This window comes from Pseudomonas sp. GD03903 (assembly GCF_029840045.1).
Classification (GTDB): Bacteria; Pseudomonadota; Gammaproteobacteria; order Pseudomonadales; family Pseudomonadaceae; genus Pseudomonas; species Pseudomonas pseudonitroreducens.
The window spans coordinates 147308-160762 of record NZ_JAOCBT010000012.1 but is presented as its reverse complement, the minus strand read 5'-3'; the positions used below and the strand labels follow the sequence as shown (position 1 = coordinate 160762).

General features: G+C 65.7%; 13 protein-coding genes and 1 pseudogene. 6 read left to right on the top strand and 8 right to left on the bottom strand.

The features are described 5' to 3' along the window. Positions 1-20: 20 nt before the first annotated feature. Positions 21-1340 (bottom strand): MFS transporter, encoded by a 1320-nt coding sequence (locus tag N5C91_RS19860; RefSeq protein WP_279831437.1) that lies wholly within the window; start codon positions 1338-1340, stop codon positions 21-23. Positions 1341-1599: 259 nt separating this feature from the next. On the opposite strand from N5C91_RS19860, the gene N5C91_RS19855 reads away from it, so the two are divergent. Further along, a complete protein-coding gene (locus N5C91_RS19855) occupies positions 1600-2004 on the top strand; it encodes an acyl-CoA thioesterase (protein WP_017521585.1) in 405 nt (134 codons plus the stop codon). 64 nt (positions 2005-2068) lie between these two features. On the opposite strand, the gene betA is transcribed toward N5C91_RS19855, so the two are convergent. The 3 genes from betA to betI all read right to left on the bottom strand — a co-directional run bounded on the left by betA (position 2069) and on the right by betI (position 5992). Further along, complete coding sequence (betA, locus tag N5C91_RS19850; RefSeq protein WP_279831435.1) at positions 2069-3751, bottom strand: choline dehydrogenase; 1683 nt, start codon at positions 3749-3751, stop codon at positions 2069-2071. Positions 3752-3879: 128 nt separating this feature from the next. Then, positions 3880-5352 carry a betaine-aldehyde dehydrogenase gene (betB, locus tag N5C91_RS19845; RefSeq protein WP_279831434.1) on the bottom strand — a complete coding sequence of 491 codons (1473 nt, stop codon included), beginning with the start codon at positions 5350-5352 and terminating at the stop codon, positions 3880-3882. Positions 5353-5398: 46 nt separating this feature from the next. Then, positions 5399-5992: a transcriptional regulator BetI gene (gene betI, locus N5C91_RS19840; RefSeq protein WP_045214133.1), complete on the bottom strand. Its 594-nt coding sequence runs from the start codon at positions 5990-5992 to the stop codon at positions 5399-5401. Between the two features lie 483 nt (positions 5993-6475). Between betI and N5C91_RS19835 the strand changes: the two genes are divergently transcribed. Both N5C91_RS19835 and N5C91_RS19830 read left to right on the top strand, forming a co-directional pair. Continuing rightward, positions 6476-7036 (top strand): HdeD family acid-resistance protein, encoded by a 561-nt coding sequence (locus N5C91_RS19835; protein WP_279831429.1) that lies wholly within the window; start codon positions 6476-6478, stop codon positions 7034-7036. After that, on the top strand, positions 7029-7199 hold the full coding sequence (locus N5C91_RS19830) for a hypothetical protein (RefSeq protein WP_236173775.1): 171 nt from the start codon (positions 7029-7031) through the stop codon (positions 7197-7199). Before N5C91_RS19835 ends, N5C91_RS19830 begins: the two co-directional genes overlap by 8 nt. 1 nt (position 7200) lies before the next feature. Here the strand turns inward: N5C91_RS19830 and N5C91_RS19825 are convergent. Both N5C91_RS19825 and N5C91_RS19820 read right to left on the bottom strand, forming a co-directional pair. Further along, positions 7201-8411 (bottom strand): annotated as a pseudogene (locus N5C91_RS19825) (YeeE/YedE family protein). Between the two features lie 194 nt (positions 8412-8605). Next, positions 8606-10060, bottom strand: a complete 1455-nt coding sequence (locus N5C91_RS19820) for a PLP-dependent aminotransferase family protein (RefSeq protein ID WP_236201992.1) — start codon at positions 10058-10060, stop codon at positions 8606-8608. A 116-nt stretch (positions 10061-10176) separates the two neighbouring features. On the opposite strand from N5C91_RS19820, the gene N5C91_RS19815 reads away from it, so the two are divergent. From N5C91_RS19815 to N5C91_RS19805, 3 genes are all read left to right on the top strand, one after another. Then, a complete protein-coding gene (locus N5C91_RS19815; protein WP_279831426.1) occupies positions 10177-10626 on the top strand; it encodes a GNAT family N-acetyltransferase in 450 nt (149 codons plus the stop codon). A 12-nt stretch (positions 10627-10638) separates the two neighbouring features. Next, positions 10639-11319 carry a GNAT family protein gene (locus tag N5C91_RS19810; RefSeq protein WP_279831423.1) on the top strand — a complete coding sequence of 227 codons (681 nt, stop codon included), beginning with the start codon at positions 10639-10641 and terminating at the stop codon, positions 11317-11319. A gap of 81 nt (positions 11320-11400) precedes the next feature. Continuing rightward, entirely contained in the window at positions 11401-12312 is a 912-nt protein-coding gene (locus N5C91_RS19805; RefSeq protein ID WP_279831422.1) for a D-hexose-6-phosphate mutarotase, read from the top strand. A 106-nt stretch (positions 12313-12418) separates the two neighbouring features. On the opposite strand, the gene N5C91_RS19800 is transcribed toward N5C91_RS19805, so the two are convergent. Together N5C91_RS19800 and N5C91_RS19795 are read right to left on the bottom strand one after the other, a co-directional pair. Beyond that, positions 12419-12961, bottom strand: a complete 543-nt coding sequence (locus N5C91_RS19800) for a DUF3299 domain-containing protein (protein ID WP_236173767.1) — start codon at positions 12959-12961, stop codon at positions 12419-12421. Positions 12962-13045: 84 nt separating this feature from the next. Continuing rightward, positions 13046-13291 carry a GlsB/YeaQ/YmgE family stress response membrane protein gene (locus N5C91_RS19795; protein WP_081519143.1) on the bottom strand — a complete coding sequence of 82 codons (246 nt, stop codon included), beginning with the start codon at positions 13289-13291 and terminating at the stop codon, positions 13046-13048. Between the last annotated feature and the right edge of the window lie 164 nt (positions 13292-13455).

Genomic DNA, 13455 nt, shown 5'->3' with positions numbered 1-13455 from the left:
GCAAAAAACTGTCCGCTCGATCAGCTTACCGTTATCCCCGGCCCTACCAGCCGGCGCTCCTGGCGCAGCAGATAGGCCCCCACCAGCAGCCCCACTACGCACAGGGCCACCACATAGTAGGCCGGGCCCAGCGGGTCTTCCTTCATAAGGAGCGCAACGACCATGGGTGTCAGCCCGCCGAAGATGGCGTAGGCCAGGTTGTAGGAGAAGGACAGCCCGGTGAAGCGCACCACCGCCGGGAAGGCGTTGACCATCACGTAAGGCACTGCGCCAATGACACCGACACACAGGCCGGTAATCGCATACAGCGGGAACAGCCAATCGGGGTGTGCCTTCAGGCTGGTATAGAAGGTCCAGGAGACGACACCCAGCAGGATGCTTCCCACTATAAAGGTGCGACCCGCGCCAAAGCGGTCGGCAAGGCGACCGGCCATGATGCAGCCGACACTCAGGCAGACGATGGCCAGGCTATTGGCCTTCAGCGAGGTCGCCGCGTCGAAGCCATAAACGGTCTGCAGTACCGAGGGGGTCATCAGGATCACCACCACGATGCCGGCGGACAGCACCCAGGTCAGCAGCATGGACAGCACCACCGCCGGACGATGCTCACGCACCACCACGCCCAGCGGCACTTCCTCGGCCAGTTGCTTGCGCAATTGCAGTTCGGCGAACACCGGCGTCTCGTGCAGCCAGCGGCGCAGGTAGACGGAGAACAGGCCGAAGATGCCGCCCAGCAGGAACGGGATACGCCAGGCGTAGCCCTGCACTTCCTCGGCGCTGTAGACACTGTTGATCAGGGTCGCCACCAGCGAACCGATGAGAATGCCCGCGGTCAGACCCGACGTCAGCGTGCCGCAGGCGTAGCCCACATGGCGATGCGGGACGTGCTCGGCGACGAACACCCAGGCCCCCGGCACTTCACCACCGATGGCCGCGCCCTGGATAACGCGCAGCAGCAGGAGCGCCAGCGGCGCCCAGATGCCGATCTGCGCGTAGGTCGGCAGCAGGCCCATGATCAGTGTCGGTACGGCCATCAGAAAGATGCTCAGGGTGAACATCTTCTTGCGCCCGAGCAGGTCACCGAAGTGCGCCATGACCACACCGCCCAGCGGGCGCGCCAGGTAACCGGCAGCGAACAGGCCGAAGGTCTGCAACTGGCGCAGCCAATCGGGCATGTCGGCGGGGAAGAACAGCTTGCCGACCACGGTGGCGAAGAACACGAAGATGATGAAGTCGTAGAACTCCAGGGCGCCGCCCAGGGCGGACAGCGAAAGAGTCTTGTAGTCGCTGCGGGTCAACGGACGTGACGCGGGCGCGGCAGGAGCGTTCACAGAAGGCATGGTGCTTGTTATCTCTGCAGGCAAGGAATCTGCGGCCGGCAGCCGCAGGTGCCGCACCATAGCAAATTGCGCGGAGGCGACACAGCGGCCGCGCCCGCTGGAATTTCTCGAATTCCGGCGGTCGTCGCGCCGGCCCTCCCTCTATATAATGCGGGCAGGCCGATCAAAAGCTGTCCCAAGGCCTTGCGCCGGCAGGTGTCTTGGGAGAGTTTTTCCATACCCTCACCATGAGTACGCCGGGGGCAAGAGGCCCTTACCTATGATCGAGCTCGAACAAGAAGATCCTATCCCGCAGGGCGACCTGGCCTTGCAGATCACCGCCCTGCCGCGCGAGACCAACGGCTTCGGCGATATCTTCGGTGGCTGGCTGGTGGCGCAGATGGATCTTGCCGGAACCGCCATGTCCAGCCGCATTGCCGGAGGCCGGGTGGCCACGGTAGCCATCGACCGCATGGCCTTCCTGGTCCCGGTCGCTGTCGGCGCGCAGCTCTCCTTCTATACGCAGACCCTGGAAGTAGGCCGCAGCTCGATCCGTATGCTGGTCGAAGTGTGGAGCGACGACCCGCTGTCCAGCGAATGGCGCAAGGTCACCGAGGCTGTATTCGTCTTCGTCGCCATCGACGGCAGCGGCCGTACCCGTCCGGTTCCTCCGCGTCGTGGCTGATAACTGAAAACGCCGGCTCTCTCGCCGGCGTTTTCGTCTCTGCCTTACGTCTGGTCTTTCAGCATCAGCGCTGCGGTTTTCCGCGCACCGGCGCGCCGTCAGCCTTGAAGTAGTCGGCGGTGCTGCGGGGCAGCGCCGGACGACCGCGGACCTTATCGGCGAGCTTCTCGGCCATCATGATGGTGGTGGCGTTGAGATTGCCGGTGATGATCAGCGGCATGATCGACGCATCGATGACTCGCAGCCCCTGCATGCCGTGCACGCGGCCCTCACCATCGACTACCGCCATGTCGTCGTCGCCCATCTTGCACGAGCACGACGGGTGGAACGCTGTTTCGGCGTGCTCGCGAACGAATGCGTCCAGGTCGGCATCACTCTGCTTGTCCAGCCCCGGGCTGATCTCGCGGCCACGGTAGGGGTCGAGCGCCGGCTGGTTCATGATCTCGCGGGTAATCCGGATGGCATCGCGGAACTCCTGCCAGTCCTGCTCGCAGGACATGTAGTTGAACAGGATGCTCGGGTGCTTGCGCGGGTCGCGGGAGGTCAGGTTGATCCGTCCCCGGCTGGGAGAGCGCATGGAGCCGACGTGGGCCTGGAAGCCATGCTCACTCACCGCGTTGCTGCCGTTGTAGTTAATCGCCACCGGCAGGAAGTGGTACTGGATGTTCGGCCACTCGAACTCCGGGCGACTGCGGATGAAACCACCGGCCTCGAACTGGTTGCTCGCGCCCAGGCCGGTGCCGAGGAACATCCACTCCGCGCCGATCTGCGGCTGGTTCCACCATTGCAACGCCGGGTACAGCGAGACGGGTTGCTTGCAGGCGTACTGCAGGTACATCTCCAGGTGATCCTGGAGGTTCTGCCCGACACCGGGCAGATCGTGCACCACCTCGATACCCAGGTCGCGCAGCAAAGCGGACGGACCGACGCCGGAGCGCTGCAACAGCTGCGGAGAAGCAATGGCACCGGAGCACACCAATACTTCGCGGCGTGCACGCACCTCGGTCAGCGCACTGTCATCGCCGTGCAGGTAGGTCGCACCGATGGCGCGCTTGCCGCTGAACAGGATGCGGTCGGTCAGCGCGTGGGTGACGATGGTCAGGTTCGGCCGCTCACGGGCCTGGTCGAGATAGCCACGGGCGGTACTGGCACGGCGACCTTGCGGCGTGACGGTGCGGTCCATCGGACCGAAGCCTTCCTGCTGGTAACCGTTGAGGTCCTCGGTACGCGGGTAACCGGCCTGCACGCCAGCCTCGACCATGGCGTGAAACAGCGGGTTGTTGCCGGCCTTGGGTGTGGTGACACTCACCGGGCCGCTGCCGCCGTGGTAGTCGTTGGGGCCGATGTCGCGAGTTTCAGCCTTGCGGAAGTACGGCAGGCAGTCGAGGTAAGTCCAGTCTTCCAGCCCCTTCTCCTGCGCCCAGCCGTCAAAGTCCATGGCGTTGCCGCGGATATAGCACATGCCGTTGATCAGCGACGAACCGCCCAGACCCTTGCCACGCCCGCACTCCATACGGCGGTTGTTCATGTGCGGTTCCGGGTCGGTCAGGTAGGCCCAGTTGTAGCGGCGGCCCTGCAGCGGGTAGGCCAGCGCGGCGGGCATCTGCGTGCGGAAGTCGGCGCGGTAGTCCGGGCCGCCGGCTTCGAGCAGCAGGACGCTGGCGTCGGCGTCCTCGGTCAGGCGCGTGGCCAGCACATTACCGGCCGATCCGGCGCCAATGATGATGTAGTCGTATTCCTGGGACATGCAGGCCTTCCTCTTTTTCAGGCACGACACCACCCGCGACGCGTGCGCGCCGGTGTCTGCGTGTTGGGAATGGCCGGTGGTCAGGGAGTCATGCCTGCGACCGGCCTTTCATGGCTCGATCGCGGCGATCAGAACACCGAGGTGTAGTCGCCCAGCTCTACCTGTACGGATTTGATGCGAGTGTAGTGAGCCAGGGTGGTCAGGCCGTTCTCACGACCGACACCCGATTGCTTGTATCCGCCAACCGGCATCTCGGCCGGCGACTCGCCCCAGGTGTTGATCCAGCAGATACCCGCTTCCAGGCGGTGGATCGCCCGGTGCGCGCGGGCCAGGTCCTGGGTGACGACGCCAGCGGCGAGGCCGTACTCGGTGTCGTTGGCGCGGCGGATGGCCTCGTCTTCGCTGTCGTAGACGAGGATGCTCATGACCGGCCCGAAGATTTCCTCGCGGACGATGGTCATGTCGTCACGGCAGTCAGTGAACACAGTCGGCGCGACGTACGCGCCCTGGCCGAACTCGCCATGGGTGACGCGCTCGCCACCGCACAGCAGGCGGGCCTTCTGCTCTTTGCCGGACTCTATATAGGAGAGCACGCTCTCCATGTGCGGGAAGCTCACCAGCGGGCCGAAGTTGGTGTTTTCGTCCTGCGGGTTGCCCAGGCGGATGCGCTTCACGCGCTCCAGCACCTTGGCTTCGAAGCGCGCCTGCAGGTTGCGCGGGATGAACACGCGGGTGCCGTTGGTGCAGACCTGGCCGGAGCTGAAGAAGTTGGCCATGACAGCGATATCAGCAGCACGGTCGAGGTTCGCGTCCTCGAAGATGATCAGCGGCGACTTGCCGCCCAGTTCCATGGTGACTTCCTTGAGCGAGGAACTGGAAGCGCTGGCCATGACCTTCTTGCCGGTGGCGGTGCCGCCGGTGAAGGAAATCTTCTCGATCAGCGGGTGCTCGGTCAGCCACTGGCCGACTTCGCGGCCGCTGCCGGTGAGGACGTTGAACACGCCATCGGGCAGGCCGGCCTCGGTGTAGATCTCGGCGAGCTTGAGCACGGACAGCGGAGTGACTTCGCTGGGCTTGAAGATCATCGCGTTGCCGGCAGCCAGGGCCGGCGCGGATTTCCACAGGGCGATCTGGATCGGGTAGTTCCAGGCGCCGATGCCGGCGACCACGCCCAGTGGCTCGCGGCGGGTGTAGACGAAACTGGTGTCGCGCAGCGGGATCTGCTCGCCTTCGATGGCGGGCACCAGGCCGGCGTAATACTCGAGCACGTCGGCGCCGGTGACGATGTCGACGAAGCGGGTTTCGGCCAGCGGCTTGCCGGTGTCGAGGGTTTCCAGCTCGGCGAGCTCGTCGTTGCGTTCGCGGAGGATGTCGACGGCGCGACGCAGGATGCGCGAGCGTTGCATGGCGGTCATCGCCGCCCAGACTTTCTGCCCTTGCACCGCGCTCTGCACGGCACGCTCGACGTCTTCCTTCGAGGCGCGTTGTACCTGGGCGAGGACTTCACCGTTGGCCGGATTGATGGTCTCGAAGGTGGCGCCGCTGGTGGCTTCCACGTAGCGACCGCCAATGTAGAGCTTCTGTACTTCGAATCGAGCCATGGTGCGGTGGTCCTCTCTTGTCGGTGTCAGCGCAAGGCTGCGCCCGCTATCCGGGGCGCTTGGCCAGTTGTTGGTCGAGGTAGTCGTAGGCAATCGCCAACGCCTGCTCGGTGTCGAAGGCGTCGCCCGAGAGCGCGCCCCGCAGCCAGAGGCCGTCGATCAGCGCGGCCAGCCCGCGGGCGGCGCTGCGTGCCTGGGCCAGCGGCAGTTCGCGGCGGAACTGGCTGCACAGGTTCGAATACAGCCGGTGGTCGTTGATCCGCTGCAGCCGGCGCAGCGCCGGCTGGTGCATGCTGGTTGCCCAGAAGGCCAGCCAGGTTTTCATCGCCGGACCGTTGACCTGACTGCTGTCGAAGTTGCCGGCGATGATGGCCCGCAGGTGCGAGCGCGGTTCATCGTTGCGCAAGGTAGCGCGGCGCTCGGCGACGGCCTTGCTCAATGCCGACATCAAATGTCGCATCGTCGCTTCCAGCAGTCCGTTCTTGTCCTGGAAGTAGTGGCTGATGATGCCGTTGGAGACCCCCGCCAGGCGGGCGATCAGGGCGATGCTGGCGTCGCTCATGCCCACCTGGTCCACCGCCTCGAGGGTCGCGTGGATCAGTTGGGAACGGCGAATCGGCTGCATACCGACCTTGGGCATTTTTCAATCTCCTCTTCGCCGGACATGCCTGTGCCGTACCGGCGATACTGTGGGCCAGTCTATTTGTTTTTTATTGAACGCTCAATCAATCAAGAATATGCTGCGTTGCATCAAGACCTCCAAAGCTCCCGCATGGCGGGGCCTATACCGTTCATCGCTGCGCCATATTCCCGCCGGCAAGGATCGCAGAATCCGCGCCGGATGTGTCGTAGCCGCTCTCCCCGGTGACGTCGCCTGACGGCACCCGCCCGTTGCGACGGGCCTTCCACAGCCCGGCCATGCGCCGGGCTTTCTTTTTTGGGTTCTCGTTGTAGGAGCGAGCTTGCTCGCGAATGGATTCATCGGCAGCACCAGCGTCGGGCGGTTCGCGAACAAGGACTGGGCGTCCTCCTCGCCCCTACAGATCACGGCGTGCCTTGGCGCAAGCGATCGAGAACGCGAGGGACTATGGTTTCAGCCACACCCCTCGCGAGGATCGCCGCCATGTCGCAACACCCGCTCTGGCAAGCCCTGGGCCGCCACTGGAAATGGATCGCCCTGCGGGGCGTCGCCGCGCTGCTGTTCGGCATCCTGGCGATGGTCTGGCCAGGCATTGTGCTGACCGTCATGGTGCTGTTCTTCGGCGCCTACGCCTTTATCGATGGCCTGTTCACCCTGATCGCCGCCGCGCAGATGCGCGAATCCGGCCGGCCACTGTGGCCGCTGGTGCTGGTGGGTTTGCTGGGAATCATCGCCGGACTGGTCGCCTTCTTCTGGCCACAACTCACGGCGCTGGGCCTGCTGATGCTGATCGCCGGCTGGGCACTGGTGATGGGCGTGCTGCAGATCATCGCCGCCATCCGCCTGCGCAAGGCACTGCAGAACGAATGGTGGCTGGGGCTTTCCGGCGCGGTATCGGTACTGTTCGGCGTACTGATGATTGGCAACCCCGGGGCCGGGGCGATCGCCGTGGCCTGGGTGATCGGCGCTTACTCGGTGTTCTTCGGCGTGCTGCTGATCCTGCTCGCCCTGCGCCTGCGCAAGACTTCCACCTTCAATGCCTGAGGAGCGGGACTGGTGCCTGCTGCGCCTGGATGACAATGGCAACCGCTTCGTCATGCGTCGCCAGCTGACCCGCGCCGAGGCCGAAGCCCTGGCGCGGGACTACCAGGCGCGCGGCCACAAGCAGAGCTACTGGGCGGAGCGCGAGACGCCCCGCCCGGCCTGACTCAGCAGCCGGTCAGGCGCTCTTCCACGCGCTCGGCGGGGAAGAAGATCGGCCGCAGGCGCACCCCACGGTATTGCCGAAGAACGCCGCCACCAGCCACAACCAGCCATGCAAGCTGCCGGAAGCGATACCGCTGAAGTACGCACCGATATTGCAGCCATAAGCCAGGCGCGCGCCGTAGCCCAGCAGCAGGCCACCGATCACCGCCGCGACCAGCGAGCGTGCCGGAATTTTCAGGCTCGGGGCGAAACGCCCGGCAAGGCCGGCAGCCAGCAGCGCGCCGATCATGATGCCGAAGTCCATCACGCTGGTGACGTCCTGCCACACTGGCGCTGCCAGTGCCTTGGCGTTGGCTTCGGCCTGCCAGAAGGCCCACTGGTCCACAGCGATGCCAAGACTCTCGAACGCCTTCGCGCCCCACAGGGCGAAAGCCGAGGTGACGCCCCAAGGACGCCCGGCCAGTGCCAGGGTGGCGAAGTTCAGCAGCGCCAGCGCGATGGCACCCCAAACCAGCGGCCAGGGGCCGCGCAGGAAACGACCTGCGCCGTGCTCGCCGTTGCTCGCGATCAGTTCCAGCACACCGTGACGGCGGCGCTCCAGTACCACGCTGATGGCGGCGATGGCGGCGAACAGCGCCAGGCTCAGCGCCAGCGCCGGGAACAGGCCGAGAGACTGGACGATGGAAGTCGGTGGCAGCGACGGCAGGGCGAACCACCAGCCGATGTGGTGAGTGGCGACCACCGAACCGATGATGAAGAACAGCAGCGTCACCAGCATTCGAGCGTTGCCGCCGCCCACGGTGAACAGCGTGCCGGAGGCGCAGCCACCGCCCAGTTGCATGCCGATGCCGAAGATGAAGGCGCCAACGATGACCGAAGTGCCAGCCGGAGAGACCAGACCTTTCACTGGCTCGCCAAACAAGGTGCCAGCCGCGAGCGCCGGGAAGAACAGCAGCACCGCGATCGCCAGCATCACCATCTGCGCACGCAGGCCGGCGCCCCGGCGCTCACGGATGAACACACGCCAGGCGGAGGTGAAGCCGAAGGCCGCGTGGTAGAGCGTCAGCCCCAGCGCGCCGCCGACCAGGAACAGCAGCGCCTGTCGCCCGCTGACCGCCTGGGCGAGGAACAACGCGCCGGCCAGTAGCAGGAGGAAGGCGATCCAGAGCGCGCTGGACTTGCGCTCGGGAACGGTGGACAGGGCTAGGCTCATGGCGACTCCAGGGATGCTTTTTCAAGAGGGGCAGCATTCTAGGGAGCGTAGTGCCTCGCGCCAACTTCGTAAGTCAGCTAAGGAAATAACCAGGCGTTAGGACACGACGCAGGGCGCATAACGCCTCAAGCGTTATCCGCCAATAACTCCGAGCCAGGGGCCGGATGGCAGATAACCGCTCACGCCTATCCGACCTACGCCCAGGCCTTGCGCAATGCCTTCAGCGCCTCGGCGATCCGCGCCTCCGGCACGGCCGCGAAGCCCAGCACCAGTCCGGCACGCTGATCCGCCGGCTCGGTCGACTCCGGCAGCCAGTAATCGCTCAGTGCATTCACCTCCACGCCCACGGCAGCGGCGCGACGCACCAACGCCTGTTCGCGCTCGCGGCTGTCGACCCTCACGCACAGATGCAGCCCCGCCTCCACCGCTGGCATCGGCGCACAACCGTCCACTTGCGGCCAGCCCCGCAGCAGCGCATCGCGACGACTACGGGCGGCACGGCGCATACGGCGGACGTGGCGCTGGAAATGCCCTTCGGCGATGAAGTCGGCCATCACCCGCTGGGTGCCGACTTCCGAATGGCGCACGTCCAGGGCACGGCGGCGCGCGAAAGCCTGCGCCAATGCCGGCGGGACAACGAGATAACCCAGGCGCAATGCCGGAAAGGCGATCTTGCAGAAGGTCCCGACGTAGAGCACACGGTCATGGCGGTCCAGCGCCGCCAACGGCATCAGCGGGGTGCCGCTGTAGCGGTACTCGCCGTCATAGTCGTCCTCGACGATCCAGCCATTGCTGCGCTCGGCCCACTCCAGCAATTCCAGGCGACGTGCCAGCGACAGGGTCACGCCGGTGGGGTACTGGTGCGAGGGCGTGACGTAGACCAGGCGGCAATCCGGCAACTGCCCCAGTTGCTCGGTGCGCAGGCCATCGGCATCCACCGCGATTCCATGCAACCGTGCGCCCGCCGTGGCGAAGGCATGGCCGGCGGCGCGATAACCGGGGTTCTCGATGGCAGCAACGTCACCGCTGGCCAGCAGCACCTGGGCGCACAGCGCAATGCCCTGCTGGGCGCCGCTGGTGATGATGATCTGCCCGGCGTCACAGTGCAGACCGCGCGTGCTGCGCAGGTAGGCGGCGACCAGCTCGCGCAGGCGCTGCTCGCCGGCCGGGTCGCCGTAGCCCAGGCAATCCAGCGGCGGATCGCGCCAGAAGCGTGCCTGCAGCCGCGCCCAGGTGTCGAAGGGAAACAGGTCGAAGGCCGGCACGCCCACACGGAAAGCGCGCGGCGCGCCGGTCGGCGGCATGGGCAAGTGATGCCGCGCCAGCCGCTCGAGGGACGGTGCGTCCGGATTGCGCGCCTCGCTGCGGATTGTCTCGACCGCAGGTTGCACGCGCTCGGCCACATAGGTGCCGTCGCCCGTACGGCCCTCGATGTAACCCTCGGCATAGAGTTGCTCGTAGGCGCGCACCACGGTGTTGCGCGAGACGCTCAGCGACGCCGCCAGGTCGCGGCTGGCCGGCAGCCGCGAGCGGGCTGCAAGGCGGCCATCGAGGATGCGCTCGCGCAGCGCCTGGAACAGTTGCAGGCCCAGCGGTTGCGCAGGATCGAGGCGAATGCCGGAAGGGTTGAACGGCAGCGGAACACTCATGGGACAGCTTCCAGGACAGCGAAAATGGTTCCTTTGATTTGACCATGAATGGCTCTTTAGCAGAACCAATTCCGCGCCTAGGCTGGAAGCACTCCAACGCACACAAGGTCGTCACCATGTCTTCCGCTGTCGAGATCCGCCCGATCACCGCCGATGATCACGCCGCCTGGCTGCCGCTCTGGCAGGGCTACCAGCGCTTCTACAAGACCACCATCGACGAGGCCACCACGGCCGTCATCTGGCAGCGATTCCTCGATGCCGCCGAGCCGATGCACGCCGCCCTCGCCTGGCGCGATGGCGTGGCGATCGGCATGGTGCATTTCATCTACCATCGCTCCTGCTGGACCCAGGGCGACTACGTCTACCTGCAGGACCTGTACGTCGCCGAAGGCCAGCGCAGTGGCGGCATCGGTGCGGCGCTGATCGAGCACGTCTACGCCGAAGCCCGCGCCAAGGGTGCCTCGCGGGTGCACTGGCTGACCCACGAGAGCAACACCGACGCCATGTTCCTCTATGACCGGATCGCCGACCGCTCCGGGTTCGTCCAGTACCGCAAGATCCTCTGAGCCGGAGCCCCCATGAACGACCAACCCCTGCTGAACTGGCGCCCCGCCGCCAGCCCCGAGCGCCGTACGCTGACCGGCCGCACCATCAACCTGGCGCCGCTGGACGTCGCCACCCACGGCGATGACCTGTGGCAAGCGCTGCAAGGCCCGGACTGCGACCCCGTGCTCTGGGACTACCTGCCCTATGGCCCCTTCGCCAAGCGCGCAGCGTTCGACGCGTGGCTGGCAGGCAATGCGGCAAGCAATGACCCGCTGTTCTTCGCCGTGGTCGATCGCACCAGCGGCCGCGCTGTCGGGCTGCTCAGCTACCTGCGGATATTCCCCAGGGACGGCAGCATCGAGATCGGTCATATCGCCTATGGGCGCGTCATGCAGCGCTCGCCGGCCTCCACCGAGGCGGTCTACCTGCTCGCCCGCTGGGCCTTCGAGATGGGCTACCGGCGCCTGGAGTGGAAGTGCAACGCGCTGAATGCCCGTTCCATGCGGGCCGCCGCGCGCCTGGGCTTCGTCTTCGAAGGCACCTTCCGCCAGGCCACCGTGGTGAAGGATCGCAACCGCGACACCGCCTGGTTCTCCATCATCGACAGCGAATGGCCGCGCTGCCAGCGCGCCTTCGAACGCTGGCTGGACGCTGCCAACCTCGACGCTGACGGGCAGCAGCGCGCTCGCCTGGAAGACCTGCGCCAGGGCTGATCTTTTCATTCTCCGGGAACTGCCCGCTGCGTAAAGGATCGGTGATACTGACTCTTTCGCAGCGCAGTCCCGGAGACCACCATGAGCAGCGACATCCAGACACCCCGCGTTGAACAGGTGCAGATCGACCAACTGCCCTGCTGGCGCATCCATACCGCCCATGGTGAAGCCCTGATCGCCCAGCAGGGCGCGCAACTGCTGAGTTATCAGCCCCACGAGCAGCCGCCGCTGGTGTGGCTGAGCGACACCGCCGAATACCACCACGGCCAGTCCCTGCGCGGCGGCGTACCGGTGTGCTGGCCGTGGTTCGGCAATCTGGAACGCAACCCGGTGGAAATCCGCACCGCCTACCAGGGCGACACGGCACCCGCCCATGGCCTGGTACGCGCGGTGGACTGGCAGCTGGACGATATCGCCGACGAACTGGGCCAGCTCTCCGTGCATTTCAGCTTCGACGCGCGTGACGGCCTGCCCGGCTGGCCGCACTCGGCGCGGCTGGAGCTGGTGATGCGCTTCGGCGAGCGCCTGACCCTGGAAATGACCACCCACAACCTGGGCAACGCACCGCTGCCGGTCAGCCAGGCGCTGCACACCTATTTCGCCGTGGCTGACGTGCGCCAGGCCAGCATCGACGGCCTGCAGGGCTGCCGCTACGTGGAGACGCTGGAGAACTGGGAGCTGCGTGAACAGCACGGGGTGGTGCGCATCGCCGGGGAAACCGACCGCATCTACCTGGACGTGGAGAAACCGCTGGTGATTCGTGATCCGGTGTGGGAGCGCGGCATCCACATCCAGGCCGGCGGCTCGCGTTCGGCGGTGGTGTGGAACCCGTGGATCGACAAGGCCGCGCGCCTGTCGCAATTCGCGGACGACGCCTGGCAGGACATGCTCTGTATCGAGACCGCGCGGGTCTGGGACGACGTGATGAGCGTGGCGCCCGGGCGCAGCGAAACAATGCGCGTGGAAATCTGGAGCGAACCGCTGCAGGGCTGATCACTCAGCGGTATGACAATACGTAGGAGCGGACTCTGTCCGCGATCGGTCCGCATCGCGCCGGACGCCAATCGCGGACGGAGTCCGCTCCTACGAGAGCAATACCTTACAGATCGCTCTCTTCCACCGGCCGTACCTTGGCGTCGTCGATGGCGTAGGCCGCATCGGCCAGGTCGTTGCTGACCTTTTCGACCTTCAGCGTGCCGCTGACCCAGATCGGGTTGTAGATATCGTCGATCCGAATGCCCTTGGGGTAGCGCACCAGCACGATCTGGTTCGGCGGCGGCGGCGGCACGTGGATGCAGGCCCCCGGGTAGGGCACCAGGAAGAATTCGGTAACGCGGCCCTTGGCGTCATTCTCCAGCGGCACCGGATAGCCGCCCAGGCGCAACGCCTTGCCGTTGAGCGCCGCCACCGTCTTGGTCGAATACATCACCTGCGGCAGCTTCTTGTCGGACTGCTTGAGCCCGCCCTTGTTGGTGAAGGTGCCGTTGGCCTCGGGGCCGCTGTGGGTGATTTCCGGCATGTTTTCCAGCGCCTTGCGGTCGCTCGGCGGCATCAGGGACAGCCAGTCGGTTTCGGGGAGCTCGGCGGCGGACGCCAGGGAGGTCAGCAGCATCAGGCTGCAGGCAAGCAATGTTCGACGCATCGTGGACTCGAAAGGCCCGGTCGGGCACAGGCGGGATATTCCTCCAGCACCCTCCCCCTGGCGGGAGAGGGCCGGAAATCACCGTCAATTCTTCTTGATCAGGCCGTAAATGACCAGCAGCACGATGGCGCCGATCACCGCGCCGATGAAGCCCGCCGCCTGGCCGGCCGCATAGATGCCCAGTGCCTGGCCGCCGTAGGTGGCCAGCAGCGAGCCGCCAATGCCGATCAGGATGGTCATGATCCAGCCCATGCTGTCATCGCCGGGCTTCAGAAAGCGTGCGATGAGTCCGACGATCAGGCCGATGACGATGGTTCCGATAAATCCCATGACAGTCCCTCCTTGTGGGTTGAGCGCGGTGGGTGCGCGCCTGTCATGGGACAGTGTAGGAAATGCCAGCGTTCCGTGTTTCGCCGCGATCCAGAGCGACCGCCGGTGTTTCGCCAGCCTTACAGCGTTGTGGAAAACCGACATGAAAAAAGCCGCGCCAGTGA

Bases quoted from the DNA above. Each gene is read 5' to 3' on its own strand.
- N5C91_RS19855 (WP_017521585.1), top strand. From the start codon at position 1,600: ATGATCGAGCTCGAACAAGAAGATCCTATCCCGCAGGGCGACCTGGCC.
- N5C91_RS19795 (WP_081519143.1), bottom strand. From the start codon at position 13,291: ATGGGATTTATCGGAACCATCGTCATCGGCCTGATCGTCGGACTCATC.
- N5C91_RS19815 (WP_279831426.1), top strand. From the start codon at position 10,177: ATGTCTTCCGCTGTCGAGATCCGCCCGATCACCGCCGATGATCACGCC.
- betA (WP_279831435.1), bottom strand. From the start codon at position 3,751: ATGTCCCAGGAATACGACTACATCATCATTGGCGCCGGATCGGCCGGT.
- N5C91_RS19830 (WP_236173775.1), top strand. From the start codon at position 7,029: ATGCCTGAGGAGCGGGACTGGTGCCTGCTGCGCCTGGATGACAATGGC.
- N5C91_RS19805 (WP_279831422.1), top strand. From the start codon at position 11,401: ATGAGCAGCGACATCCAGACACCCCGCGTTGAACAGGTGCAGATCGAC.
- N5C91_RS19835 (WP_279831429.1), top strand. From the start codon at position 6,476: ATGTCGCAACACCCGCTCTGGCAAGCCCTGGGCCGCCACTGGAAATGG.
- N5C91_RS19810 (WP_279831423.1), top strand. From the start codon at position 10,639: ATGAACGACCAACCCCTGCTGAACTGGCGCCCCGCCGCCAGCCCCGAG.
- N5C91_RS19820 (WP_236201992.1), bottom strand. From the start codon at position 10,060: ATGAGTGTTCCGCTGCCGTTCAACCCTTCCGGCATTCGCCTCGATCCT.
- N5C91_RS19860 (WP_279831437.1), bottom strand. From the start codon at position 1,340: ATGCCTTCTGTGAACGCTCCTGCCGCGCCCGCGTCACGTCCGTTGACC.
- N5C91_RS19800 (WP_236173767.1), bottom strand. From the start codon at position 12,961: ATGCGTCGAACATTGCTTGCCTGCAGCCTGATGCTGCTGACCTCCCTG.
- betB (WP_279831434.1), bottom strand. From the start codon at position 5,352: ATGGCTCGATTCGAAGTACAGAAGCTCTACATTGGCGGTCGCTACGTG.
- betI (WP_045214133.1), bottom strand. From the start codon at position 5,992: ATGCCCAAGGTCGGTATGCAGCCGATTCGCCGTTCCCAACTGATCCAC.